Annotated in this window: 20 protein-coding genes; 11 read left to right on the plus strand and 9 right to left on the minus strand. The window is 49.8% G+C overall.

What is annotated here, in order from left to right:
* Positions 1 to 2 precede the first annotated feature (2 nt).
* Genes ACO0LH_RS12200 through ACO0LH_RS12215 form a run of 4 tightly spaced genes read left to right on the plus strand, consistent with a single transcriptional unit; the run spans position 3 to position 4,394 of the window.
* On the plus strand, positions 3 to 1,448 hold the full coding sequence (locus ACO0LH_RS12200) for a Wzz/FepE/Etk N-terminal domain-containing protein (protein WP_422941358.1): 1,446 nt from the start codon (positions 3 to 5) through the stop codon (positions 1,446 to 1,448).
* Positions 1,435 to 2,364, plus strand: a complete 930-nt coding sequence (locus ACO0LH_RS12205) for a polysaccharide biosynthesis tyrosine autokinase (RefSeq protein WP_422941359.1) — start codon at positions 1,435 to 1,437, stop codon at positions 2,362 to 2,364. The genes ACO0LH_RS12200 and ACO0LH_RS12205 overlap by 14 nt, the downstream gene beginning before the upstream one ends.
* 6 nt (positions 2,365 to 2,370) lie before the next feature.
* Positions 2,371 to 3,342 (plus strand): glycosyltransferase, encoded by a 972-nt coding sequence (locus ACO0LH_RS12210; protein ID WP_422941360.1) that lies wholly within the window; start codon positions 2,371 to 2,373, stop codon positions 3,340 to 3,342.
* A gap of 2 nt (positions 3,343 to 3,344) precedes the next feature.
* The gene (locus ACO0LH_RS12215) at positions 3,345 to 4,394 is read left to right on the plus strand and encodes an acyltransferase family protein (RefSeq protein ID WP_422941361.1); all 1,050 of its coding nucleotides are present in this window, start codon (positions 3,345 to 3,347) and stop codon (positions 4,392 to 4,394) included.
* Here the strand turns inward: ACO0LH_RS12215 and ACO0LH_RS12220 are convergent.
* Positions 4,306 to 5,670 carry an O-antigen ligase family protein gene (locus ACO0LH_RS12220; protein ID WP_422941362.1) on the minus strand — a complete coding sequence of 455 codons (1,365 nt, stop codon included), beginning with the start codon at positions 5,668 to 5,670 and terminating at the stop codon, positions 4,306 to 4,308. The two genes, ACO0LH_RS12215 and ACO0LH_RS12220, sit on opposite strands and share 89 nt — an antisense overlap.
* Before the next feature lie 179 nt (positions 5,671 to 5,849).
* Between ACO0LH_RS12220 and ACO0LH_RS12225 the strand changes: the two genes are divergently transcribed.
* Complete coding sequence (locus ACO0LH_RS12225; protein WP_422941363.1) at positions 5,850 to 8,264, plus strand: hypothetical protein; 2,415 nt, start codon at positions 5,850 to 5,852, stop codon at positions 8,262 to 8,264.
* A gap of 322 nt (positions 8,265 to 8,586) precedes the next feature.
* Positions 8,587 to 9,885, plus strand: coding sequence for an isocitrate lyase (gene aceA, locus ACO0LH_RS12230; protein ID WP_422941364.1), 1,299 nt, complete (start codon positions 8,587 to 8,589; stop codon positions 9,883 to 9,885).
* A 130-nt stretch (positions 9,886 to 10,015) separates the two neighbouring features.
* Here the strand turns inward: aceA and ACO0LH_RS12235 are convergent, their stop codons facing one another.
* Positions 10,016 to 10,801 (minus strand): WecB/TagA/CpsF family glycosyltransferase, encoded by a 786-nt coding sequence (locus ACO0LH_RS12235; RefSeq protein WP_422941365.1) that lies wholly within the window; start codon positions 10,799 to 10,801, stop codon positions 10,016 to 10,018.
* A gap of 305 nt (positions 10,802 to 11,106) precedes the next feature.
* On the opposite strand from ACO0LH_RS12235, the gene ACO0LH_RS12240 reads away from it, so the two are divergent.
* The 3 genes from ACO0LH_RS12240 to ACO0LH_RS12250 are packed head-to-tail and all read left to right on the plus strand — an operon-like array spanning position 11,107 to position 15,489.
* On the plus strand, positions 11,107 to 11,811 hold the full coding sequence (locus tag ACO0LH_RS12240; RefSeq protein WP_422941366.1) for an ABC transporter ATP-binding protein: 705 nt from the start codon (positions 11,107 to 11,109) through the stop codon (positions 11,809 to 11,811).
* A 16-nt stretch (positions 11,812 to 11,827) separates the two neighbouring features.
* Complete coding sequence (locus tag ACO0LH_RS12245; RefSeq protein WP_422941368.1) at positions 11,828 to 14,356, plus strand: ABC transporter permease; 2,529 nt, start codon at positions 11,828 to 11,830, stop codon at positions 14,354 to 14,356.
* The gene (locus ACO0LH_RS12250; RefSeq protein ID WP_422941369.1) at positions 14,356 to 15,489 is read left to right on the plus strand and encodes a lipocalin-like domain-containing protein; all 1,134 of its coding nucleotides are present in this window, start codon (positions 14,356 to 14,358) and stop codon (positions 15,487 to 15,489) included. The genes ACO0LH_RS12245 and ACO0LH_RS12250 overlap by 1 nt, the downstream gene beginning before the upstream one ends.
* Positions 15,490 to 15,518: 29 nt before the next feature.
* On the opposite strand, the gene ACO0LH_RS12255 is transcribed toward ACO0LH_RS12250, so the two are convergent.
* From ACO0LH_RS12255 to cyoA, 7 genes are all read right to left on the minus strand, one after another.
* Positions 15,519 to 16,055: a response regulator transcription factor gene (locus tag ACO0LH_RS12255; protein ID WP_422941370.1), complete on the minus strand. Its 537-nt coding sequence runs from the start codon at positions 16,053 to 16,055 to the stop codon at positions 15,519 to 15,521.
* Positions 16,056 to 16,117: 62 nt separating this feature from the next.
* The gene (locus ACO0LH_RS12260; RefSeq protein WP_422941602.1) at positions 16,118 to 17,470 is read right to left on the minus strand and encodes an ATP-binding protein; all 1,353 of its coding nucleotides are present in this window, start codon (positions 17,468 to 17,470) and stop codon (positions 16,118 to 16,120) included.
* A gap of 83 nt (positions 17,471 to 17,553) precedes the next feature.
* Positions 17,554 to 18,402, minus strand: a complete 849-nt coding sequence (locus ACO0LH_RS12265) for an SURF1 family protein (protein ID WP_422941371.1) — start codon at positions 18,400 to 18,402, stop codon at positions 17,554 to 17,556.
* A gap of 17 nt (positions 18,403 to 18,419) precedes the next feature.
* Positions 18,420 to 18,926, minus strand: coding sequence for a cytochrome o ubiquinol oxidase subunit IV (cyoD, locus tag ACO0LH_RS12270; protein ID WP_422941372.1), 507 nt, complete (start codon positions 18,924 to 18,926; stop codon positions 18,420 to 18,422).
* Positions 18,923 to 19,588, minus strand: a complete 666-nt coding sequence (gene cyoC, locus ACO0LH_RS12275) for a cytochrome o ubiquinol oxidase subunit III (RefSeq protein ID WP_422941373.1) — start codon at positions 19,586 to 19,588, stop codon at positions 18,923 to 18,925. The genes cyoD and cyoC overlap by 4 nt, the downstream gene beginning before the upstream one ends.
* Positions 19,581 to 21,587, minus strand: coding sequence for a cytochrome o ubiquinol oxidase subunit I (cyoB, locus tag ACO0LH_RS12280; RefSeq protein WP_422941374.1), 2,007 nt, complete (start codon positions 21,585 to 21,587; stop codon positions 19,581 to 19,583). Before cyoB ends, cyoC begins: the two co-directional genes overlap by 8 nt.
* A complete protein-coding gene (gene cyoA, locus ACO0LH_RS12285) occupies positions 21,587 to 22,651 on the minus strand; it encodes a ubiquinol oxidase subunit II (RefSeq protein ID WP_422941375.1) in 1,065 nt (354 codons plus the stop codon). Before cyoA ends, cyoB begins: the two co-directional genes overlap by 1 nt.
* Positions 22,652 to 22,874: 223 nt before the next feature.
* Here cyoA and ACO0LH_RS12290 point away from each other — a divergent pair, with 223 nt between their 5' ends.
* Both ACO0LH_RS12290 and ACO0LH_RS12295 read left to right on the plus strand, forming a co-directional pair.
* Positions 22,875 to 24,224, plus strand: a complete 1,350-nt coding sequence (locus tag ACO0LH_RS12290; protein ID WP_422941376.1) for an MFS transporter — start codon at positions 22,875 to 22,877, stop codon at positions 24,222 to 24,224.
* Positions 24,225 to 24,422: 198 nt separating this feature from the next.
* The gene (locus ACO0LH_RS12295) at positions 24,423 to 25,088 is read left to right on the plus strand and encodes a phosphoribosylanthranilate isomerase (protein ID WP_422941377.1); all 666 of its coding nucleotides are present in this window, start codon (positions 24,423 to 24,425) and stop codon (positions 25,086 to 25,088) included.
* Positions 25,089 to 25,109 lie beyond the last annotated feature (21 nt).

Here is a 25,109-nt window from a genome sequence, read left to right on the forward strand (position 1 = left end):
CCATGAGAACATCCCCGAGTGAGTTGGTACTTTCCTTCGCGCAGATAGGCGCAATGTTGCGCGCACGCCAAAATCTGATTGTCTTTGTCGTTGTATTAGCGGTTATCGGTGCTGGCGTGGCCAGTCTGGTGCTTCCTAAAACCTATGTGGCTAGCGCAGACCTGTTCATTGATTACCGTATGAATGATCCTATCGGCGGACGGCAATTCAATCCCCTGCAGGATGAGAGTTACCTGCAAACACAGTTTGATGTCATCAAGAGCGTACAGGTTGCCGAAAGGGTGATACAGGCACTGGGCTTGCAGGCAACGCCGGAAGGAAAGAAGTTTATCGTCAAGTATGGTGAACAGCGCGGTTTGCGGGCCCTGGCTGAGGTTGTCGTCAGAAATATCGATGTGGCACCCCATAAAAATAGTCGCGTCATCGAAATCCAGTATTCATCAAGTGATCCCAAACATGCCAAAGACGTTGTCAATGCTGTCGTAAAGGCCTACATTGATTTGTCTCTGGAAATGATGAATGCGCCAGCCAGAGCCAGGCGGGATCAATACAATGCCCAACTGGAATCCATGAGCAGGCAAATCGATGAGTTGCAGAAAAAGCTGACTGCTTATCAGCAGGAATATCAAATCGTTGATGTCGATGAAAGAGCTGATATCGAATCGAAACAAATGAATGCCCTTAGCGTACGTCTGGTAGATGTACAGCTTCAAAGGGTAGAAGCACAGGCCAAGCGGCAATCCCTGGAAAAACTGGTGAGGCAGGGTAGCCCTGAATCTGATATCCCTGAAATTGCTGGTATTGGTCATATCTCGGGTGTCAAAGCTGCGCTTATTTCCCTTGACACGCAGCTGGCCAATGCCAAGATCACGCTTGGGGTGCGTCATCCTAAGTACATTGCCATCCAGGATGAGCGCCAGTCTTTGCTGGATAAATTGCAGAAAGAATCAGCAACGGCGTTTGAATCGCTGAGTGCGGTTGAAACTCGCCTGTTCCAGACTGAAAAAGTCATTGAGGCAGAAATCGCGAATTATCAGAAAAAGACTTTCGAAAACAAGAAACACAGGGATGTCATCAGTTCTTATCAGCGCCAACTTGACAGCGTACAAAAAATCTACAATGCCGCGATCCAGAAATTTGATGAATTGCTGATGACAAGTAATGTCTCCATCTCCAATGCATCAGTGATGCAATGGGCAGAATTGCCGGAAAAACATGCTAAACCACTGCTGCGTAATAACCTGGTATTTGGCTTGATCGCAGGCATAGCGTTTGGATTTGGTCTGGCTTTCTTGCTTGAATTGCTGAACCGTCGCGTACGTTGCATAGAAGATCTTGAACGGGAATTTGATGAGCCGGTGATAGCAAAAATTGGATTTGATGAAAAATTTTTAGGCGATGAGCAAACCAGCTTCCGCGCCGAGCGAGGTTTGCATGAGCGAAGCTGAGACTTTTGTACCAGATGCTTCCAAAATAGGGCGGCTGGGGGAGCTGTTTCTGCAAAGAGGTTTGCTTACGCCTGAGCAAATTGATCAGGTCGCACAATTGCAGAAAGACAAAAAACTGCGATTTGGTGATGCGGCATTGGCCCTGGGCTATCTGACGCAGCCGCAACTGGATCAGGCCCTGGGCGAGCAATTTGGCTTTTCCGGTAAAGAGCTGATCAACGGTAGTGCCGATAAATCCTTAAAATTCTTTTACTTCCCATTCAGTAAAGAGGCTGAAGAAATTCGCCGTTTGCGTAGCGAGTTATTGCTCAAGTTCAGCGCACAGGAAAAGATCAAACTTGCGCTGGTCAGTTCCGCCCATCAGGATGGGAAAAGCTATATGTCAGCCAGTCTGGCGATTGCGCTGTCTCAGGTAGGCAAGCGTACCTTGCTCATCGACGCTGACTTGCGCAAAGGCAGCCTGCACGAGTATTTTTCCCTCGGTAAGCCTGATGGTCTGTCATCTGTGCTGGCTGGTCGCATCGCATTGGCGGATGCCTTGATACAATTAATGCCCAATCTTTATTTGTTGCCTGCCGGTCCAAGGCCACCCAACCCGCTGGAAATTCTACGCGCCCCCCGCATACGCGAATTGCTGGAATCATGCTCGGATCAGTTCGATGCCTTTGTCATTGATACCTACACCGCAGCCAATGCTTCTGATGCGCAGATGGTCGCGCATCAGACTGGCAGCGTCTTGCTGGTGGCCAGAAAAGACCATAGCTATATTGATGAGTTGCGTCATACCAAAGCTGACATGCAGGCTGCTGGTGTCAGTGTATTGGGCACGATTTACAACCAATACGACGATGCAGCATCAGGCTCATCTTTCTGGCTGTCGCGATGGTTTTCGCGTATTTTCCGACGGAACAAATAAGTTTTCATGGTTGACCTGAGTATATGTATTTGTACCTATAAGCGACCGCTGTTGTTGAAGCGCTTGTTGCAGGCGATACTTGATCAGACCTTGTCTGGCCACAGTATAGAAGTGGTAGTGGTTGACAATGATGTTGAAAGTTCAGCCTCTGATGTCCTGAAAGACATGGCAAGTGTATTTGGTACCAGGCTCAAGTCTTACAATCTTGCCTATCCCAATATTTCTCTGGCCCGTAACGCCGCGATCGCCGCAGCCACCGGCATCTGGGTCGTCATGATTGATGATGATGAAGTGCCCGTGCTGGAATGGCTGGCGCAATTAGTGCAGGTACAAAATGCACATCATGCGGATGTGATTTTTGCACCTGTATTACCTGAATATTCAGAGCAGACGCCGGAATGGATACGACGGGGCGGCTTTTTTGACCGGCGGCGTTTAGCGACAGGCACCTTGATCGATCACCGTGATGCGCGCAGTGGCAATGTCATGATAAGACACTCCCTTCTGAATGCACTGACCCAGGCGCAAAAAGACCAGGCAGGGCCATTTGATCCTGCTTTTGGCACCACCGGTGGCGAAGACACCATGTTGTTCAGACAGCTTGCCAAACTGGGCGCCGTTATGGTCTGGTGTGATGAGGCACCAGCTTATGAAGCCATTCCGGCGGACCGGGCAACGGCAAAATGGCTGCTGCAAAGATCTTACCGTACCGGGCAACTGTTTATACGGACAGAATTGGCGATGCTGGCTGGTACAAAGAAGTGGATGTCTGCCCTGATGTTAAGCGGCAGGGCTTGCTTGCAGTTTGTATTGGCTCTGGTATTCGCCCTCGTTTGTTTGCCTGTCAGATCACTGCGTTCTTTTTACTGGTTGAGAATTGCAGCCTCCCAGTTGGGCAAGTTAAGTTATTTTTGGGGCAGGGCAGCCCATGCCTATGGCAACCCGGATAAAAAAAATACTAAAACAGGGCAAGACTAGGCATGAGCGTCCACCCATCAAATCGTCTGCAGGCACTGGATGGCCTTCGTGCTGTATCCATTGCGCTCGTATTCTTTTCCCATGCCGGATTTGGCCATGTCGTGCCTGGCGGCCTAGGTGTCACCATTTTCTTTTTCATCAGTGGCTTCATCATCAGCAGGCTCATGCTGTCTGAATGGGATGCCAGTGGCACTATGAACATCCGTCACTTTTATATGCGCCGGTTGTTTCGCCTGACGCCAGCCTTGTTGGTGTTCGTTGTGATTTCTTTGGCATTGATGGCGATTGCGGGCGATGACTGGAAGTGGGCAGAGGTGGGGTCGGTATTTTTTTATTATGCCAACTACTATGGTATTTACTCCACTTTCAGTGGCGGGCTTATCAAACAACCCTTGGCCATCACTTGGTCGTTGGCCGTCGAAGAGCATTTCTATTTTGTTTTCCCGTTTCTCTTTATCAGTTTTATCAGCTTGCCAAAGCGCTTTCTGGCGATTATCAGTGCCTGTCTGGTAGCGATGCTGTGCTGGCGAATTTATTTGGTGTATGGTATTGGCCTTGATCACTTGCCCCATTACCGCACCTATACGGCAACCGACACCAGGGCAGATTCGATCTTGTATGGGGTTGCCTTGTCTGTCTTGTTGAGCAGGTATCCGCATTTTTCCAGCGCACTCATGCGTTGGCGTGTTTTTGCGCTGGGTTTGGCCTTGATGGCTTTGAGTATGGTGATACGCGTAGAAGAATTCAGGGAATCGCTGCGTTATTCCGTGCAGGGCCTGGCTTTGTTTTTCATGTTTCCAACGCTGGTATTTTCCAAAAATTATTTGAGCGATTTTTTGCAATGGCGATTTGTCGTTTACCTGGGCAGGGTTAGTTATTCGCTGTATTTGTACCATTGGCTGGTTCTGGGCGCTGTCGCATACTGGGTGCCGGAGGTAAATGCCTTACTGAAATTGCTGATGGTCACGCTTCTTTCCTTGCTGATGTCGCATCTTTCATATCGTTATATTGAACAGACATTTCAGGCTTTGGGGCGAAAGTTGATGGCTTAGCGCTGGCAAGCGAAGTTTGCTGCGCGATTTTCAGTCTTCTGATGGACGAGCTGACCGCCACCAGGCTGAAGATAAAGAACACGTTTTGAAACACAAAGCCGCGAAACAGACTGCTCTCAGTAAAGTTGGTGATCACCACGACCGTCAGCATGGCGCTCCAGAAAGCGGCTTGCTGTCTGTCCAGGCGCGACAGCGCGTTCAGGTAATAAGCATGTGTCAGTAAGGTGAGTGTGACAAATATCAATCCCACCAGGCCTTGCTCATTCAAAATATCCAGATAACCATTATGCGACTGCAAGGGTATCCAGTGCAGGGCATCAATCACAAATTGTGACAGGCTGTCTGGCCCCAGCCAAAATGCGCCATAGCCCAGACCCATTACGTAATGTTTATTAATTTCCAGCCACACCAATTGCCATACGTCAGTGCGGCCGGTCAGATCCGTCCCTTTGCCAAACAGGCTGGCAATGGGTGAGGCCGCTTCTTGCCAGGTCGGCAGGCGCGACTCATGCATGAAGAAGACATAGACAGCAACTGTCAACATGCAAAACAGCACCAGGCTGGCGCGGGTCAAAGAATAAGAAGATGAAATATAGCGTTTTCGTAAAAGGTGAAAAACACCCGAAGTCAGCAAGGTGATAATCATGCTGGTGGAACTTTTGCTCATGACCAGCATGAAGAACGCGAATAACATGCCGAACAGCAGTTTTTGTATTCCCACTTTTTCTATGCATGCCTTGATCTGCCAAAGTAAAATACTTAATGCTGCAACTTGACCCAATTCATTTTTTTGTGACAACGCACCACGCCAGGCACCACCCAGATCGTAATCTATCCCTATGCTGGGAACGGCAACTGCCATGAAAAAAGACAATATCAACAGGCCCATCAGGGTATAAAGAACATAATTGACCATCAGATGTAAAGGGCGGGCTGCCATTTGTATGCTCAGGCCTATCATGACGATGCCGTAGAGCTGTATAGCGCGCTTGAAAGTCGTTGCGGATAAGGGAGACCACAAACTGGAAGCCAGGCACCAGATTAAAACGATGGCCAGAAATGGATTCATGGCACGTATATCTTTCAAGGTCTCTGGCAGATGACGGTACAAAATAAAGGTGGCCAGAATAAACAGCCCACCCCATTGCAGCTTGGTGGTCAGTGAACCTTCCATGGTCAGTGCAGAAGAACCGGTATAGTCCCAGGATATACCATATGGTAACAATGAAAAAATGACAAATAAAACAATCATCAATTTAATGAGATTTGTTTCCATCTGATTCAAGCTGTTGTTAGCAGGCAGCATAGCTAAATTTTGCATTTCCCAATACTGAAGTCATATGTTTGTGCGATATTCTTAGGGTTTGCGCAAAAAGTTCGCGTATTTTTGCTTCGCTGAGTGTATCTGCGCAAGTCCCCATTCTAATGGCTGCCATGTCTGTTGCGAATCAAACTATGAAGTATTTTCAATTACCGTCGATTTTTAGCCCTGGCTGGCTTGCCAGGGCCTTTTTGCTTGCTATTGCAAGCTGCCTTTGGGTGACGGTATCGGCTGGGGAATTGTCCTGGTACCGGTTTGATGTGAATGAAGATGCACTGTCTGGCATGGTCGATTTTGGCGGCATGAACCATATGTTGGAGGCAAGTGACCGCCTGTTTGTCAAGTCCGGACATTTTTACCGTATAGGCCCGGATGCGCGACCAGGCACGAAAGATGATAGCCGAATACGTCTGTTCGGCATCAGTCTGGCTAGTGCTGCCAATTTTCCAGAAGAAAAAGACGCAGCAAAAATTGCCCTGCGTCTGCGTAAACTGGGCTTCAATGCAGTTCGCCTGCATCATCTGGATAGCATCCTCAGTGACAGTCTCACTCAACCCCGTGGGATTTTGACCACGGCTGCTTTCCCCAGTTTTAATGAAGCCGCCTTGCGTCGTCTGCGTGTATTCATCACTGCCTTAAAAGCAGAAGGTTTGTACGTCAATCTGAATTTGCATGTCGGTTATCAATTTCGCCCGGCAGTTGATCAGGTAACGCCCTTGATGCCCGGCGAAAAAATGCCTTTTGCCAGCCACCCTTTGCATTTGTTTGAGCCACGCATGATCAGCTTGCAGGCAGAGTATGTGCAACAACTGTTACGTCGTCTGGAGTTGAAGGATGATCCAGCGCTGGCGATGATAGAGATCAATAATGAATCTTCATTGATCGGTGCATGGCAGCGTACCCAGCTGGACGGGCTTACCGGTGAATATGAGCGCATGCTGCAACAAAACTGGCAGAAATGGGCATTGCATCAATATGGCAGCGCCGAGCGCGCATGCGCTATCTGGGACAGTTGTTCGATGGCGCGCAAGGGCATTGTTAATGTCAAGTCCTCAGAGGCCGGCGTGCTGGAATATGGAGAAGGCTGGTATGCCAGGGTGCAACGCCTGAGCAACCGGGTTGTGAACAAACTGGGTTTGGGGACGCCGACTGCCTTGCAACAGCAATACTTGCCACATGAGACAGGTAATGGTCGCCGCGTACTTGACTATGTACGGTTTTTATCGGAACTGGATCAGCAATACCTGACTGCCATGCGCAAAACCATACGGCAGGAGGTAGGAGAGCTTGTTCCCCTGACAGGCTCGCAAATGTATTTTGGTGGCATCGCACTTGCCGATGCCCAGCAGCATATGGATTATGTGGACGAGCATTTCTATGTCGATCACTATGATTTTCCACATCTGGATTGGGACAGGAATGACTGGCGCATCCGCAACAGTTCGGTATTGCGTGAAGGCTGGCAAGATCTGTTGCAACGCGCTTATGTGCGCGATGTGCACAAGCCTTTCGTGCTCAGTGAATTTAATCAGGCTTTCCCGAATCAGCAGTCGGCCGAAATTTTACCTGTGGTAAGTGCGATTGCCGCTGCGCAGGATTGGGACGGCTTATTTTTATTTCACTATATCGATGGCGATAACTGGCAATCGCTACCCGATAGCTTTGGGCTGAGCGGGCATTCCGGTCAATTGGCAACAGTCGGCGTGTCGGCTAGCCTGTTCAGGCAGTTTCAAGTCCGGCCTTTGCCTGCGCAGATCGCAGTCAAATTGGTGCCAGAAACCCGTCAGATGCTGGGTGCTTTACGCGATGGTGTCAGCGGCATTGGCTTTCCGGCATATCTGGAAGCAAAATTGGGGCTGGAATTCAAGCATGTGTTTTTCGCGCGCGTAGGCTTGCAGCACGGCATGCAAATGAAAACCGATCTGACACAAACACCTGCACTAGCGTATCAAAAAAATTGGTCAGATGAAGATAGTTTGTGGGTTGCGCCAGGCGCGCAATTGCGTTACAGCGAATCTGGTCCCTGGTTGGCGGCAGATACAACTTATACCAGAATGTTTGCTGGCAGCAGGCCAGCAACATCCGGTATCGCCATTGCTGAAATGCAGTTGCCCCTGTTTTCAGAAAAAGGGCGTCAATATGGCGTTGTGTTGCTGACCAGTCGCGATACGTTGACGCTCAAAGATTCGCACCGCATGCTGTTGGTGCTGTCTGGTGCGACTGCCGGCACACAGCCAGATTCCGTACCCCAGCGGCCGAGGCAATTAGTCAACTATGATGGTCAGCGCGGATGGTGGACGCTTGAACCTGAAATCGCCACAGCCAATAAACCTTCTGGTTCTCTCCAGGCCACTGCCCCGGTCTGGCTTGAGCGTGTCGCGGTCAAGCTATTTCATCCGACCAGCAGCAAGAAAATCACTATCTACCCTCTGGATGGCAGTGGTGCCCGCATGAAGGCTTTACCTGCCAGCGCGGCCACGAAAAAATCCAATGGATTTCAGCTGGAAATTGATTATCCCTCGCCTTGGTATGAAATTGTGCTGGAGTAAAAAAATCTGAAGTAAAAATTTGCAGTTCTCAAAGGCAATTTGAAACTTAATTTTCTTTATGTAATAAATTTAAATTCCAAATTTTATAATGTGGACGGCATTTTTCATATTGTGAAATTCCAGTATGCCATCGCACAAATTATTTTTCTCATTCTAAGAAATATAATTTCACATCGCAAAAAATAGATTTCAAGTATTTGATTTTAAACGATTAAATATTTGTCATATGTCTTATATAAGACCTTGTTGCTACGCAAAAAATACCCTATTATTTCTCTCAACGGATTCACTTTTTTATTTGATTTGCCCACAGGAGAAAAATATGACAACTCGCGCACAACAAGTAGCTGAATTGCAAAAAGACTGGGATACCAACCCACGCTGGAACGGTATCAAGCGTAATTACACGGCAGAAGAAGTCGTTCGCCTGCGCGGCTCTATGAAAGTTGAACACACTATCGCCAAAAATGGCGCGATCAAATTGTGGGATCTGGTCAATAACGAACCTTTCATCAATGCCCTGGGCGCATTGACTGGTAACCAGGCTATGCAACAGGTTAAAGCTGGCTTGAAAGCCATCTACCTGTCTGGCTGGCAAGTCGCTGGCGACGCCAACGTTGCCGGTGAAATGTATCCTGATCAATCCCTGTACCCAGCCAATTCCGTACCACTGGTTGTCAAGCGTATCAACAACACACTGACACGTGCTGACCAGATCCAATGGTCTGAAGGCAAAGACGACATCGACTTCTTCGCCCCTATCGTAGCGGATGCTGAAGCCGGTTTCGGTGGTGTATTGAATGCTTTTGAATTGATGAAAGCCATGATTGAAGCGGGCGCATCAGGCGTGCACTTTGAAGATCAACTGGCTTCTGTTAAAAAATGCGGCCACATGGGCGGCAAGGTTCTGGTACCTACCCGTGAAGCCATTGAAAAACTGAACGCCGCACGTCTGGCTGCCGACATCATGGGTACTTCTACCGTGATACTGGCCCGTACCGATGCTGAAGCCGCTGATTTGCTGACATCTGATGTTGATCCCAACGACCAGCCTTTCTGCACAGGCGAGCGCACAGTTGAAGGTTTCTACAAAACCAAACCAGGTCTGGAACAAGCGATTTCCCGTGGCCTGGCATATGCAGAATATGCTGACTTGATCTGGTGTGAAACCGGCAAACCTGACTTGGAATTCGCCAAGGCATTTGCTGACGCTATTCATGCCAAGTTCCCAGGTAAATTGCTGTCCTATAACTGCTCTCCCTCTTTCAACTGGAAGAAAAACCTGGACGATGCAACGATCGCCAAATTCCAGAAAGAACTGGGCGCAATGGGCTACAAATTCCAGTTCATCACACTGGCAGGCTTCCATGCATTGAACTACGGTATGTTCAACCTGGCCCATGGCTACGCACGTCGCCAGATGTCAGCCTTCGTTGAATTGCAGGAAGCCGAATTCGCAGCAGCAGAAAAAGGCTTTACAGCTGTTAAGCATCAACGTGAAGTTGGTACCGGTTACTTTGATGCAGTGACGCAAACTATCCAGCAAGGTAAGTCTTCTACGACAGCTTTGCATGGTTCTACTGAAGATGAGCAATTCTTCGATGCAAAAAAAGTGGCATAAGTTTGTAAAGATAAGTAGTAGATATGCGGTAGATAAGCTCCCAAGAAAAAACCGCACAGATTTTATCTGTGCGGTTTTTTTGTCGTTTTACCCAAACGTAGAGTACAGCTTGCTGGAATTTTTTTGGAATTCAGCGCATTTGCTTTTGTATTTTTCTCTCACGCAGCAATAGCCCGACAAAACGCCAGGCTTGTGTCGTATAACGCTGCCATAGGCGTCGCGGTTCGCTGGCCAGACGCCAGAACCACTCCATGCCTATCTTTTGCATCCATAGCGGGGCACGTTTTTTCTGACCTAATGCAAATTCCATCGCTGCGCCCACGCACAATATTAGCGGCACATTGTCAGTAGTGAATTGCGCACGATAACGAAATGCCAGTCTTTCCTGCTTGGGCATGCCCAGGCAAATGAAAAGAATATTTGGTTTGGCAGCCTGTATGCGTTGTATCGCCAGGTCACTTTCTGATCCATCGGCAGTGAACTGCATGGATGGGCAAAAAATATCGACCTTGAGTCCAGGGTAAGTCTTGGCGAAGGATTCCAGCAACAGGCTTTCTTGCCCAGGCATGCCGCCTAAAACAAAAATCGACAAATCTTTTTCTATGCAGCCCCGGCATAGCGACACGAACAGATCAGCCCCAGTCACACGTTCTGGCAAGGGCAGGGCGCACATCTTGCTGGCCCAGATAATGGGCATGCCATCGGCAAAAATATAATCAGATGTTGCATACAGGGTCTTGAATGCAGGTTCATATTCGAGCTTGGTCATATGATCCACATTTGGCGTCACCACCACGCGACTGACATGGTCGCGATGACCGGCCACATCCAATAAATGCGCATTCGCCTCTGCAAAGCGCATATTGCAGATGCTCAAGCCAAATAGTGTTGTTGTCGCAGGTTTTGGTGCGGTCATGATGTAATTGATGAGCTTGTTCTTGGATTATCGCATGCTTGAGTGAATTTTCTGTAGCTTGCGGAGTAAGCCTATTCCTGGGGGATCTTTTGGTAAGAAAAAGATGGCCTCAAATGGTTTAAAAGATAAATATCTACTAATTATCTGATAATGTCCTATTTGATGCCAGATCAATCTCGGGTCTGATACATAATTTCAAATTGAAGCATTGCTTTTGTGGTTGTGTAAAGCCTATTACACAGCCTGGCCTGCAAAAGTTATTGTCAAACAGGAGTTAGTAGTCACATGAATGAATGGCCTGATAAATGACAGTAGTCGCCGCGTTGGAATGTCGTGCCCTGAAGAAAAGCTATGCGGATGGGCGCGTAGTGTTGTCAGGCCTGGATTTCACCCTACATGCGGGTGAGTACGTCGCGATCATGGGTGAATCCGGCGTTGGTAAATCCACTTTGCTGAATATGATTGCCGGGCTGGACACGCCTGATTCCGGCAGTGTATTGGTCGATGGTGTCATCATGTCGCAGCTGACGGATGATGAATCGACACGCCTGCGCCGTCAGAAGCTGGGTTTTATTTTTCAGGCTTTTCACGTGTTGCCCCATTTGACTTTGATGCAAAACATCAGCTTGCCACTGTTGCTCAATGGGGAATCACCTGCACGCGCAACAGCAATGTTGGAGGCGGTTGGCCTGAATGGACGGGGTAACAGTTTTCCTCGTCAATTGTCTGGTGGCGAATTACAGCGTGTCGCCATTGCACGTGCGCTGGTGCATCAGCCCGCGCTGGTGCTGGCCGACGAGCCTACGGGTAATCTGGATCCGGCTACAGCGCAAGGTATCTTGAAACTACTGCGTGATGAGATCAAGGCCAATGGTGCGTCTGCCATCATGGTGACACATTCAATGGCAGCCGCATCGACTGCGGACCGGATTTTGATATTGACCAGTGAGGGGCTGCATCCTATGGTGCCGAATGCAGGTCAGGATGCTAGCTTGCTTCATGCTGAGTAATTTGCATACACAGCTCATGAAATGGCTGGTCATTGGTGAATGGCGCGCTCATCCAGTGCGGGCGATCGCCGCCATTGCGGCCATCGCCCTTGGGGTTGCCCTCGGTTTTGCGATTGACCTGATCAATAGCGCCGCGTTGAACGAATTTTCTGCCGCAGCTAAAAGTCTGGTCGGGCAATCCGATTTGCAGGTGCGTGGTACGCAAAGCTTGTTTGATGAGTCTGTGTACCCGCTGCTTGCAGAACACCAGGGCGTAGCACTGGCAAATCCTGTTCTTGAAATTGATGCAACTATACCGGGACAACGTAGTGCGTTGAAAGTGCTAGGGATTGATGTATTCCACGCGATGGAATTGGCACCGGATTTGCTCGGTGTGCCTCAGGGCGATCATCCATTGGATACCTTGTCTGATGACGCGATCTTCTTGTCCCCGGCTGCGCAAGAATGGCTGGCCGTCAGGCCGGGCGATCAACTGCGCTTACAAAGTGGTACAGAAGTTGTCTCATTGCGGGTTGCTGGCGGCATTGTCAGGGCGCGCCCCGGGCAACGCATTGCCGTTATGGATATCGCCACCGCGCAGTGGCGCTTTGGCCGACTTGGCAAGCTGTCACGGATAGATTTGAAGTTGGATAACGGTGTCTCACGCGAAGTTTTTCGCAGCAACTTGTCTAAAGAATTTTCCAATCGCTTATTGATCACGGAGAGTGCGGATCAGGAAGCGCGCAGTGCCAATATGTCGCGTGCCTATCGTGTCAATTTAAATGTGCTGGCGCTGGTTGCCCTGTTCACAGGCGCATTCTTGATTTTTTCAACGCAAGCTTTGTCGGTGCTGCGCCGGCGTTCTCAACTTGCCTTGATGCGTGTAATTGGAATGACGCGTGGTTTATTGTTGCGACAAATCTTGCTGGAGGGTGGGGTGCTTGGCGCGCTCGGATCGCTGATTGGCCTCGCTGCCGGATATGGCATGGCAGCGCTGGCCTTGCGTTTTTTTGGTGGCGATCTCGGTGGTGGGTATTTCCCGGGAATCCGGCCCGATGTGAAGTTGGATCTGGTGTCGGTGATCATTTTTTTTAGTCTTGGAACGGGTATTGCCTTGTTGGGGAGTTTGGCACCCGCATTGGAAGCGGTGCGTACGCAGCCCGGGCCGGCATTAAAGTCAGGTGGTGAGGATGTGGCGATGACACGCTTTGCGTCGCCCTGGCCGGCATTGATTTGTCTTGCGCTGGGCGGTGTGTTGACGCAATTGCCTCCCTTGTTTGAATTGCCTGTATTTGGTTATCTGGCGATCGCTTTATTGTTGGTCGGTGGTATTGGATTGATGCCACGCTGCTCCGCCACGGTATTTGGTTTTCTTTTGAATTTCCTGCAAAGTCGTGCCGCTTTGCTGAGAAAAAACCAGGTCATGTTGCTGGTACTTGCTCGTCTGGCCAACACGCCCAACCAGGCTTCGATTGCACTGGGTGGCGTGTTATCCAGTTTCAGTCTGATGGTGGCAATGGCGATTATGGTATCCAGCTTCAGGATATCTGTAGATGATTGGCTGGCACAAATATTATCGGCCAATTTATATGTACGTACGGCGTCCAGCGGCGAAACTGCTGCAATCAGTCCGGCACAACAAAAAATGATCAGTGCATTAAATGGCGTCAAGCGCGCAGAATTTTTGCGTACCATTCCATTGACTCTTGAGATGACGCGGCCTCCAGTCGTCATGATTGCCCGCACGATTGATGCAGCAGACCCCGGGCGCACCTTGCCATTGACCGAGGATGTAATTGACGCTACCAGGATCAACACAGAAACCATGCCGGTCTGGGTTTCAGAAGCGATGCAGGATTTATATGGATATCGTGTCGGGCAGCGCGTCAATTTGCCTGTCGGTGCCAGCGTGCACCCATTTACGGTAGCGGGTGTGTGGCGTGATTATGCGAGGCAATCAGGCTCCCTGCAAATCCGTTTGTCGGATTACCAGCGTCTGACAGGGGATTTCACAGTGACAGATGCCGCGCTGTTTTTTATGCCAGATATCAGTACCTTGTCAGTCATTAAGCAGGTGAGGGCCTTACCATTTGGTAACGTGGTCGAGTTTGCTGATCCCGGAGAAATCCGCGCGATCAGTCTGAAAATTTTTGATCGCAGTTTTGCAGTGACCTATTTATTGGAAATCGTTGCGATGATGATAGGTTTGTTCGGTGTTGCCGCGACATTTTCTGCGCAGACACTGGCACGCAGCAAGGAATTTGGTATGCTGCGTCATGTTGGCGTGACCCGCAAACAGATATTGCACATATTGGGCGCAGAAGGAACTCTGCTGACGGGCTTGGGGATTGCGGTCGGCTTTTTGCTTGGCTGGGTCATCAGTCTGGTATTGATTTTTATTGTCAACCCGCAGTCATTTCACTGGAGTATGCAAATGCATATTCCCTGGTTCATGCTGGTGTCGGTTGCCGCCTTATTATTGTTGTCATCTGCCGCTACGGCGGTATTGTCAGGCGCGCGGGCGGTTGCTGGTGATTCTATACGGGCTGTCAGGGAGGATTGGTAATGCGTTATAGCAAGGCTTCGTATTTTTCAATTATCTCAGGCTTGTTGTTGGCGGCATACAGCACGATTAGTCTTGCTGCACCGCCGGATTTCAGCACCGTACGTTCTGGTACCCGTTTGCAATTTCCAGCAGATTTCGGTGCACATCCCACATTTCGTAATGAATGGTGGTACGTCACTGGTTTGGTTGATACGCCAGATCACCACACGATCGGTTTTCAGATTACCTTCTTTCGCTCTGCTACCGAGTATGATCGCAGCAATCCCAGCGCGTTTGCGCCTTCACAACTGGTGATCGCGCATGCGGCATTGTCCGATGCCAATCTGGGACAGCTATTGCATGATCAAAAAAGCGCACGCTCCGGGTTTGGTTTGGCGTATGCCAAAGAAGGCAATACAGATGTGAAATTGAGCGATTGGCATTTGCTGCGAAACGCCGATGGCAGTTATCAGGCACAGGTGCAGGCACGTGACTTCAGGCTTCAGTTGAAGCTTGCGCGGACACAGCCAATGCTGTTGCAGGGGGAGGCGGGTTACTCGCGCAAAGGACCAAAGCAAGAGCAGGCCAGCTATTATTACAGCGAACCCCAATTGCAAGTTACTGGCAAGCTGACTCGTTTAAAAGCACCCGCTGTTGCATCTGACTCTGTCGCCAAGTCCACATTGACTGACGTGGCAATCACGGGTAAAGCATGGCTGGATCATGAATGGTCCACCAGCGTGTTGGATGCGCAAGCTACAGGCTGGGATTGGCTAGGTGTCAATCTGGATAATGGCGATGTGCTAATGGCGTTTCAAATCCGCAACCAACGTGGCGAGGCAGTGTGGGCCCATGCAACGTTGCGTGATAAATCTGGTCAAGTTACACAGTTCCCGTCAGAGCAGATCCGATTCCAGCCTGAGCGCATATGGCGATCACCCCGCACTAATGCGGCGTATCCCGTTGCCACGGCGATTTCTACAGGCAATATGCAATGGCAAATCATCCCGCTACAAGATGATCAGGAGTTGGACTCGCGTCGCTCAACCGGGGCGGTTTATTGGGAAGGCGCTGTGACGATACAGAAAGATGGCAAAAGGGTAGGGCAGGGCTATCTGGAAATGACAGGCTACGTTAAACCGATGAAGTTGTAATTATTCTTGCTTACCTCCAGCCTAAATAATTACTTGATTCTTTGTTTCTCCAGCTTGCGTGCCAGTGTGCGTCTGTGCATGCCTAGTCTGCGCGCTGTTTCAGAAATATTAAAGTCGGTTTCGGCTAGTACTTCGTGGATTCTTTCCCACTCCAGATTTTTGATGGACGTAGAGCGATTCGTAATTTCTACCTCTGCTGTGCCAGCGATATGTCCAAAGGCGGCTTCAATATCATCTGTGTTGGAGGGTTTGGACAGATATTGGCAAGCTCCTAGTTTGACTGCCTCGACCGCAGTCGCAATGCTGGCAAATCCTGTCAGTACGACGATCAGCATGTCGGGATTGTGCTGATGTAAAAACTGTACGCAGGCCAGACCAGATGAGTGCCCATTCAACTTCAGATCAACCACGGCATAAGCTGGCGTATGGTTTGATAAAATTTTTTCAGCATCTTCCTTGCTGCTTGCGTGCAGCACTGTATAGCCGCGCCGCTCAAACGAGCGGCCCAGTGTACGGGCAAAAGCAGTATCGTCTTCGATAATGAGTAGCAGACGACTCTCTGGCATAGTGAAACAATTCCTGAAGTTAAAGCTGTATTCCGATGAGGTGGAGCAGCGCTGTGATGTTCCTAAAGCCTGATCGCCGAAAGTGGCAGACTCAATTGTACGATAGCTCCGCCTTCTTCGCGGTTGGATGCTGCCACATGACCACCCAGTTTGCGCGCCACATTGACGACGAAAAATAATCCCAACCCACTGCCGGGGCGACCCTTGGTCGATTGATACGGCTCTCCTATGCGTGACAAGATGGCTGGATCGAAACCATATCCATGATCGACTACGGTAAATATCAATGCATCATCTTCACGCCTGACTTCCATACTCAGCCATTCAGGGGAAGCTTCCAGGGCATTGTCGAGCACATTACAGACCATTTGTTTGAGCGCGGTATCAAAGACGATGGGAATATCTTCCTCGATTTGATTGTCGAAACCAAATGAGACTATAGTCCGGGTCGACGTAAATTCTTTGGTGAGATCGTTTAAAAAAGTATTGATCGTGGTTTTGATTGCAGATTCACCACGTGCTTCGCCGGCAGACAGCAGGATGCCGCTGACGATGCTTTTACAGCGTTGTAACTGCGTTTCCATTTCACTGATTTCTTCCAGCAGCTCGGGGTTTGTTTTGAATTCAGGCATGCGTCGCCAGTCACCGAGGATAACGGACAGAGTTGCCAGCGGCGTGCCCAATTCATGCGCTGCGCCAGAGGCCAGCAGACCCATGCGTACGATATGATCTTCTTCCAGTGCGCGCTGGTGCAGGTCTGCCAACTGAACATCCCGGGCATGCAGGTTGCGGCCTATGCGGGTGATAAAGAAAACCAACAGGGCAGCATTAAGCATGAAGCAAATAATGAAACCAGTTACATACAAGCGCGATAGTCCGCCGGTTTCACTTGGTGGCAGGGATAGGGGCTCTGAAAACAGTGATAGCCCGGCCAGACAGGCACTGGTGATGACGACGATGATCCAGGTTGACCAGGCTTCGAGCAAGACAGCACTTAAAATCACTTGCAGGAGATACAGAAAAGCAAAGGGGTTTGAGGTGCCACCGCCGAAATACAATTGTGCCGTCAGGCTGAATACATCGATCAGCAAGGCAAAAACAAGTTCGCCATTGGTCACATATACGCGTTCGTGCCAGCGCAAATGGCTGGCAATGTTAAAGCCTATGAGGCAGATCAGCACAACCAGCATTTTGACCAGGGGCAGCTGTATGCCAAAGCCAAACATGACGATCAAAATGGTGGATAACTGACCAAACACAGCAAGCCAGCGCAACTGAATCAGTTGCAGCATGTTCTTGTGACCCGCCGAGTTTTCGTACGCTATCGCAATAGCGGACTGTTTTTCTGGGGTTTTGCTTGCAGTTTTGGCCACTATGCCTTGCCCGATACGATGAGAAAATACTTTTTTTGTCATGCTTGCCATGTCGCGTTATTGTGCTTTTTAATGCATGCTAACAGATCATGGGCTATATATTAAATTTGCAATTCCAGCCGGGTTTATGCTGAGTTCCCTGTACTGACTGCGTTGATATTGTTTCTATCCCGCATGACATACATCCATGCTGCTGCCGTCATGGCTGCCAGTAGGAGCCAGACTGCGGCATAAATTAAATGGTTATTGTGAAAATGAATGACTTTCAAGCCTGCAACCGGTTGGTTTGCTGAGACTTCATTTCGCTGCGCATTGGATGTATCGTTTGCCGTGCTTGCATCCGTATCAATAAAGAAGGGGGCGGGCCTGGTCAAGCCAGTTGCAGTAGCAATGGCATTCACATCGCGCGAATACCAGCGATTACCGGCAGGATCATTCTTCCTCAAAAAACCTCCGCCTGGTTCAGTCATGCGCAGTAAGCCGTGGAGATTGACCATCTTGGTTTCAGGCGAGGCCGGAGAGTCTTTTTTCGATGATGTGCGATAAGACACAGCCATTTTTTCCGGGATAAAACCACGGTTGACCAGAACCGTAGACTGATCTGCTGTCACCAGCGGTGTCATGACCCAAAAGCCGCCACCCAATTCCGTCGAGGCCAGGACCAATACTGTTTTATCGTGCAAGAAAACACCGCTAAACTGCACGTGGCGATACTCATCTGCGCTGGCATTGACCTGCGGCCATAGCGAAAAATCAGGAAGTGCTACTGGCGCTGCGTGTACGCGCTGTTCAACCCGTGCGATCAGATCAAGCTTCCATTGAAGCCTGAAAATTTGCCAGGTGCCTAGTGAAATGAAGCCTGCAAAAATAACCAGCATGCAGACTGTGAAGCCCAGCCTGAATAAATTGGAATGGCGGGCAGGAAGCCTGGGCTGGCCAGCCTTTAAGCGCAGGTCAGCCTCCTTGTCTGTCATTCCTTGACCAGGCTCATTCATTGCATGGAGGGCATGGATTTGGTGTTATCCGCTGCCGGTATCGACTGTGTTTCTGGTTTGGACATGGGCATCAGCTCGCCTTTGATCGATTCCGGCTTTGTTTCTGCTTCATGCATCATGGCGGGCATCATATTGTGATTCAGGTGATACATTACCCACAGCGATCCGCTCATCATGATAAATACCAGCATGCCGGTGAACAGCAATGCCAGCATAGTCCAGCCGCCTTCTGATCTGCTATTCATGTGCAGAAAATACACCATGTGCACCACGATCTGTATCGCTGCAAATACCAGCAGGACCATGCCTGTGGTACTCGACTTGTTCATGACTTTGCCCATGACCAGCCAGAAGGGGATGGCGGTCAGGATCACGGCCAGGATAAATCCGGTGGCGTATTCTTTCAGGCTGCCATGCTTGGCGTGCATGTGGTCATGGTGGCCATGGTGATCATCGTGATGATGGTCATGACCATGCGCCGTATGTTCTTGGTGTGCGCTCATGGCAAGACTCCCATCAAATAAACAAAGGTAAATACGCCGATCCAGATCACGTCCAGGAAATGCCAGAACATTGACAGGCACATCAGTCGCCTGCCATTTTCTGGGGTCAGTCCATGGCGGCCGATCTGGAACATCAGGGTAATCAGCCAGACAATACCGAAAATCACGTGCAGGCCATGTGTGCCCACCAGCGCAAAGAATGAGGTCAAAAAGCCGCTACGTTGCGGGCCTGCGCCTTCGTGTATCAGGTGTACAAATTCATACAGTTCAAGACTGATAAAACCTGCGCCCAGCAAGCCGGTAATGGCCAGCCAGATCAAGGTGGCTTTAACACGCTTGCGCTGCATTTCCAGCATGGCAAAGCCATACGTGATCGAGGACAGCAATAGCAGTGACGTATTGATGGCAACCAGCGGCAGGTCAAACAATTCTGCGCCTGTAGGGCCACCGGAATAATTACGGCCCAATACAGCATAGGTGGCAAACAGGCAGGCGAAGATCAGGCAATCGCTCATCAGGTACATCCAGAAACCGAGCAAGGTGCCGTTTTCCGGATGATGTTCCTTGACATAAAAATCGCTGCTGGCATGTCTGGCAGCTTGGGAAATTGCATCGGTATTCAAGTTCGTCCCCTCATTTGGGAAAGTCGCAGTATTAGACATGGCTGGCACCTGACAGGCGGGTACGTTCAGCTTCAGTACGGATGACATCAGCAACGGGAATGTAGTAGTCGCGCTTGTAATTAAAGGTATGGACGATGATCGCCGCCATCATGGCTACAAAGCCCAGGCCAGCCAGCAACCACATTTGCCAGATCAGGGCAAAACCACATACCGCACTCAGCAAAGCGATGATGAAGCCTGCACCGGTATTTTTGGGCATATGTATAGGCACAAAGCCGTCAGTTGGCCTGCTGTATTGATTACTCTTCATATCAGCCCAGGCATCGTTGTCATACACTTTTGGTGTGAAGGCAAAGTTATACGGGGCAGGTGGCGAAGAGGTTGACCATTCCAGCGTGCGGCCACCCCATGGATCACCCGTAAAGTCACGCAGCGATGCACGACGCTTATAGCTGACATATAACTGGATGATGAAGGAGGCAATACCCAAAGCAATCAAAAATGCACCGAAGGCAGCGATCTGGAACCATATCTGCAAGGATGGGTCTTCAAAATGACTCAGACGTCTTGTGATACCCATCAGGCCAAGTACATACAAGGGCATGAAGGCGAAATAGAAACCGATGGTCCAGAACCAGAAACAGCATTTGCCCCAGAAGTCATCGAGTTTGTAGCCAAAAGCTTTCGGGAACCAGTAGTTGATGCCAGCGAACATGCCGAATAGCACGCCACCGATAATGACGTTATGGAAGTGGGCAATCAGGAACAGGCTATTGTGTAAAACGAAATCAGCAGGAGGTACCGCCAGCAAGACCCCTGTCATGCCGCCGATGACGAAAGTGATCATGAAACCTATGGTCCACAACATCGGCAATTCAAAACGGATGCGGCCACGATACATGGTGAACAGCCAGTTGAATATCTTCGCTCCGGTAGGAATCGAGATAATCATGGTCGTGATACCGAAGAAGGAATTGACACTCGCGCCAGATCCCATGGTGAAGAAATGATGCAACCACACCAGGTAAGAAAGGATGGTGATCACCACGGTTGCATACACCATGGAGGTATAGCCAAACAAGCGCTTGCTACAGAATGTCGATACGATTTCAGAGAAAACACCAAAAGCAGGCAAGACCAGGATGTAAACCTCAGGGTGGCCCCAGATCCAGATCAGGTTCACATACATCATGGAATTGCCACCAAGATCATTGGTGAAGAAATGAGTACCTACCATACGGTCAAGTGACAACATGCCCAGCACCGCAGTCAACACAGGGAAGGCCGCGACGATCAATATGTTGGTGCACAGCGCAGTCCAGGTAAACACCGGCATCTTCATCATGGTCATGCCTGGTGCACGCATTTTGATGATGGTGGCGATCAGGTTAATCCCGGAAAGCAAAGTCCCGACCCCGGCGATCTGCAATGACCAGATATAGTAATCAACCCCGACATCCGGGCTGGCCATGATGCCAGACAGTGGTGGATATGCCAGCCAGCCAGTGCGGGCGAATTCGCCCACGAACAGTGACACCATGACCAGGCCGCCACCAAAGGCAGTCATCCAGAAACTGAAATTATTCAGGAAAGGAAAAGCCACATCACGCGCACCGATTTGCAGTGGCACTACGTAGTTCATCAAGCCAGTCACCAGCGGCATGGCTACGAAAAAGATCATGATCACGCCATGTGCGGTAAATATCTGGTCATAGTGGTGTGGTGGCAGGAAGCCTGCAGAATCACCAAAGGCCAGTGCTTGCTGCAGCCGCATCATGAGGGCGTCGGCAAAACCACGCAGCAGCATCACCAAGGCAAAAATCACGTACATGATGCCGATTTTTTTATGATCGATACTGGTAAACCAGTCACGCCACAACATGCCCCATACGCGGAAATAGGTCATTGCTGCAAGAACGGCGACGCCGCCGATAGCGACAGCGGCAAAGGTCGCCAGCAGGATAGGTTCATGAAAAGGAATCGCGTCCCAGGAGAGACGGCCGAAGATGAGCTTCGTCAAATCGAGATGGTCTTGCATCATTTACTTCCGATGATAAGGGGAGATGCTTTACAAATGTCAGCATCGATGTAGGCGGACAATCGCACTGCGCGCGCTTTGTTGTCTTGTTCCAGGCGTTGAGTGAATAAATTGCTGAAATCCATTTTTGCATCGGATGCGGCATAAGCCCTGGCATTTGCTTTGGCATCACTCATCATCATTTTGTCCATGCACACTTCACCAGCGCTGACGCAACGATTCAGAATCGCATTATACAAATCGGCATCGACACTGGCGTAGTGACGCACCGGCTCGCGCTCGCTGGGTTTTTCCAGTTGCAGATAAGTCGGCTTGTCCAGTGTCTGCGCTTTTGCTTTGGTCGCTTGCACCCACGAATCAAAATTCTGCGCACTCATTCCATGAAACTTGAAGCGCATGTCAGAGAAACCTGCGCCACTATAGTTGGCCGAAAAGCCATCAAATTCACCAGGCTTGTTAATCACTGCATTGAGCGTCGTCTGCATGCCCGGCATGGCATAGATCTGACCGGCCAGTGCAGGAATGAAGAAGGAATTCATGACACTGGATGCGGTAATCTTGAAGCGCACAGGTACGTCTACCGGTGCTGCAAGCTCATTGACTGTGGCAATGCCAAGGTCGGGGTAAATGAACAACCATTTCCAGTCCAGCGCCACAACTTCGACGTTCAAGACCTTGGCAGCAGCAGGAAGCGGGCGATTTTCATCCAGACGCGACAGCTTGCGGTAAGGGTCCAGCGTATGCGTGCTGATCCAGGTGATCAGGCCCAGAGCGATGATGATCAGCAGCGGCGCACCCCAGATGACGAGTTCAAGCTGGGTGGAGTGATCCCAGTCTGGTTCATACTTGGCTGAAGTGTTATTTTGTCTGTAACGCCAGGCAAACAGAATGGTTAGAAAGATAACTGGCACGATGATCAACAGCATCAGCAGTGTAGATACCCATATCAAATGGCTTTGTTGAGAGGCGATATCGCCTGATGGATTCATCACCACCGTGTTGCAAGCCGTCAACAAAAATGCAGAAAAAACAGCAAATCCGCGTCGTGCAAATAAGGGAATCATATTGAGATAGGTCAATGATTATAGAAATTTGTGCTAATGTACCTCTACAAAAAGACCTTGGCGATTGGACGTTTTGTCCTAGTTTTCAAAAAAGCATGAAAAATTCAGGGCGTTCAGGAGTCTGTCTGCAATTACAGTGACGATACGCATTAAGAATCACCGTGCGCATTGAAATTCACGATACGACTGCAATACTATTAGAGACGAGATTTGAGGTATCAATATGGCCAGCATCAGCACCAATCAAAATGAACTGTCTTCCAGCTATATAGCGGCTTCTGACAGCGGGAATGTCAAAGACAATCATTCAGATCATTCCTCAATTGCCCCCGGTGAAATTGCCATTGGCGTCGTCATCGGCAGGGCGTCGGAATACTTTGACTTCTTTGTTTACGCACTGGCATCAGTGCTGGTCTTCCCCCAGGTTTTCTTTCCATTTGAGCAAAGGTTAGAAGGCACTCTCTATGCCTTCGTCATCTTCTCGTTCGCTTTCCTGGCGCGTCCCTTTGGTACCGTGACCTTTATGGAAATCCAGAAGCGACTGGGACGTGAAGCCAAGCTCACCATAGCCCTGGTGTTGCTGGGGGTATCTACTGCTGGCATTGCATTTCTACCGACCTACTCGCATCTCGGGGCAACTTCTATCGTCTTGCTGTCATTGCTGCGCATAGGGCAGGGTGTTGCACTGGGCGGCTCCTGGGACGGTTTGCCTTCCCTGCTGGCTTTAAATGCGCCAGAAAACAAGCGTGGCTGGTATGCGATGCTGGGTCAATTGGGTGCGCCGGTGGGCTTCATGATCGCGGCAGGTTTATTTGCCTATATGCTTGCCAATCTGTCGACGGAAGACTTCCTGGAATGGGGATGGCGTTATCCCTTCTATGTCGCGTTTGCGATCAACGTAGTTGCCTTGTTTGCCCGTTTGCGTCTGGTTTCTACCAATGAGTACAAGCATTTGCTGGATGAGCGCGAACTGGAACCCACCAGTATTGTCGAGATGACTCGTTCTCAAGGTCGTAACTTGCTGATTGGTGCTTTGGCTGCTTTGGCCAGTTACGCGCTGTTCCATCTTGTTACCGTGTTCCCATTGTCGTGGATCACGATTTATTCCAAACGTTCACTGAGCGAATTTTTGGAAATACAAATGTTTGGTGCCGTCTTCATGATACTGGGGATCATTGTCTCTGGTGTGATCGCCGACCGCATTGGCCGTCGCAAAATGCTATTTGCGCTGGCACTGATGATTGCCGTGCTCAGTGGATTCGTACCAGCCTTGCTGGGTGGCAGTGAGCTAGGGCAGGATATCTTTATCCTGTTGGGCTTCTGCATTTTGGGCTTGTCATATGGACAGGCATCAGGTGCTGTGACCTCTAATTTTGCACCCAAATACCGTTATACCGGCGCCGCTCTGACATCTGATCTGGCATGGTTGGTGGGTGCAGGTTTTGCCCCTTTGGTGGCGCTGGGCTTGTCTTCACATTTCGGACTGGAATATGTCAGCCTTTACCTGCTATCCGGTGCGGCCTGTTCGATAGCCGCGCTGAGCTTGAATCGTGCTTTGGAGATCAGAAACTAGTCGACGATATTTGGGATGGTGCCAGATGCTTGTCCAGCGTCTGCCAGCCAGATAAATCGGTGACATCAGGAAGTGCTTGCTTCTTGGTGTCACCGATTTTTAGTTTCGGGCTTGGCCAAAAAGATATGTCTGTATGCTTAGGATCAAGGTAAAGTTGCTGAAACGTCGTAACATTCTTCAAAGTTCAAAGGTAGTTCCATGCATTCCAGAACCAGAATCAAAATTTGCGGTTTAACCCGGGTGGAAGATGTGCAGGCAGTTGTATCGGCTGGCGCTGACGCGCTGGGGTTTGTGTTTTATCCACCCAGCCCACGCTTTGTTACGGCTGAAGCGGCTGGGGTGCTGTTGCGTGAAATTCCGCCATTTGTGATGTCGGTGGGGCTATTCGTTAATATCGATGAGCCCAGCTTGCAGGCAGTCATAAGACGAGCACCTGTGCAGTTGCTGCAATTTCATGGCGATGAAACCCCTGAGCAATGTGCCAGCCTGGCAGCAAGCATCAATCGTCCTTTTATTCGTGCTTATCGCGTCAAAGCTGACACAAGACCTGAGGATTTGCTAGAATGTGAGCAGTCTTATCGTAAGGCTAGTCCTTTATTCAGTGGTTTATTGCTAGATACCCATGTTGATGGGTATGGCGGTAGTGGAAAGGTTTTTGATTGGTCACTCATTCCAAAAGAGCTCGCGCCTCGGGTCGTTTTAAGTGGTGGCTTGAGCGTACAGAACGCGACTGGCGCAGTTAGTCAGGTTCGCCCGTTTGCGGTCGACATCAGCAGTGGTGTGGAAGCGGCAAAGGGTATCAAGGATGAGGCCAGCGTGCGCGCGTTTATCGCTGCGGTGCGCTTGGCAGATAATCAGGAATAGTGATGTTGCGTGGGTATCTGC

Origin of the sequence: Undibacterium sp. TJN19 (assembly GCF_049339485.1) — a bacterium.
Classification (GTDB): Bacteria; Pseudomonadota; Gammaproteobacteria; order Burkholderiales; family Burkholderiaceae_D; genus Undibacterium.

Excerpts from the sequence above, each read along its gene's own strand:
- ACO0LH_RS12260 (WP_422941602.1), bottom strand. The coding sequence starts at position 17,470 with ATGACAAAAAAAGTATTTTCTCATCGTATCGGGCAAGGCATAGTGGCC.
- ACO0LH_RS12220 (WP_422941362.1), bottom strand. The coding sequence starts at position 5,670 with ATGGAAACAAATCTCATTAAATTGATGATTGTTTTATTTGTCATTTTT.
- ACO0LH_RS12225 (WP_422941363.1), top strand. The coding sequence starts at position 5,850 with ATGAAGTATTTTCAATTACCGTCGATTTTTAGCCCTGGCTGGCTTGCC.
- ACO0LH_RS12255 (WP_422941370.1), bottom strand. The coding sequence starts at position 16,055 with ATGCCAGAGAGTCGTCTGCTACTCATTATCGAAGACGATACTGCTTTT.
- ACO0LH_RS12295 (WP_422941377.1), top strand. The coding sequence starts at position 24,423 with ATGCATTCCAGAACCAGAATCAAAATTTGCGGTTTAACCCGGGTGGAA.
- cyoA (WP_422941375.1), bottom strand. The coding sequence starts at position 22,651 with ATGATTCCCTTATTTGCACGACGCGGATTTGCTGTTTTTTCTGCATTT.
- ACO0LH_RS12235 (WP_422941365.1), bottom strand. The coding sequence starts at position 10,801 with ATGACCGCACCAAAACCTGCGACAACAACACTATTTGGCTTGAGCATC.
- cyoC (WP_422941373.1), bottom strand. The coding sequence starts at position 19,588 with ATGTCTAATACTGCGACTTTCCCAAATGAGGGGACGAACTTGAATACC.
- ACO0LH_RS12290 (WP_422941376.1), top strand. The coding sequence starts at position 22,875 with ATGGCCAGCATCAGCACCAATCAAAATGAACTGTCTTCCAGCTATATA.
- aceA (WP_422941364.1), top strand. The coding sequence starts at position 8,587 with ATGACAACTCGCGCACAACAAGTAGCTGAATTGCAAAAAGACTGGGAT.
- ACO0LH_RS12240 (WP_422941366.1), top strand. The coding sequence starts at position 11,107 with ATGACAGTAGTCGCCGCGTTGGAATGTCGTGCCCTGAAGAAAAGCTAT.
- ACO0LH_RS12250 (WP_422941369.1), top strand. The coding sequence starts at position 14,356 with ATGCGTTATAGCAAGGCTTCGTATTTTTCAATTATCTCAGGCTTGTTG.
- cyoD (WP_422941372.1), bottom strand. The coding sequence starts at position 18,926 with ATGAGCGCACACCAAGAACATACGGCGCATGGTCATGACCATCATCAC.
- cyoB (WP_422941374.1), bottom strand. The coding sequence starts at position 21,587 with ATGCAAGACCATCTCGATTTGACGAAGCTCATCTTCGGCCGTCTCTCC.
- ACO0LH_RS12215 (WP_422941361.1), top strand. The coding sequence starts at position 3,345 with ATGAGCGTCCACCCATCAAATCGTCTGCAGGCACTGGATGGCCTTCGT.
- ACO0LH_RS12210 (WP_422941360.1), top strand. The coding sequence starts at position 2,371 with ATGGTTGACCTGAGTATATGTATTTGTACCTATAAGCGACCGCTGTTG.
- ACO0LH_RS12200 (WP_422941358.1), top strand. The coding sequence starts at position 3 with ATGAGAACATCCCCGAGTGAGTTGGTACTTTCCTTCGCGCAGATAGGC.
- ACO0LH_RS12245 (WP_422941368.1), top strand. The coding sequence starts at position 11,828 with ATGAAATGGCTGGTCATTGGTGAATGGCGCGCTCATCCAGTGCGGGCG.
- ACO0LH_RS12265 (WP_422941371.1), bottom strand. The coding sequence starts at position 18,402 with ATGACAGACAAGGAGGCTGACCTGCGCTTAAAGGCTGGCCAGCCCAGG.
- ACO0LH_RS12205 (WP_422941359.1), top strand. The coding sequence starts at position 1,435 with ATGAGCGAAGCTGAGACTTTTGTACCAGATGCTTCCAAAATAGGGCGG.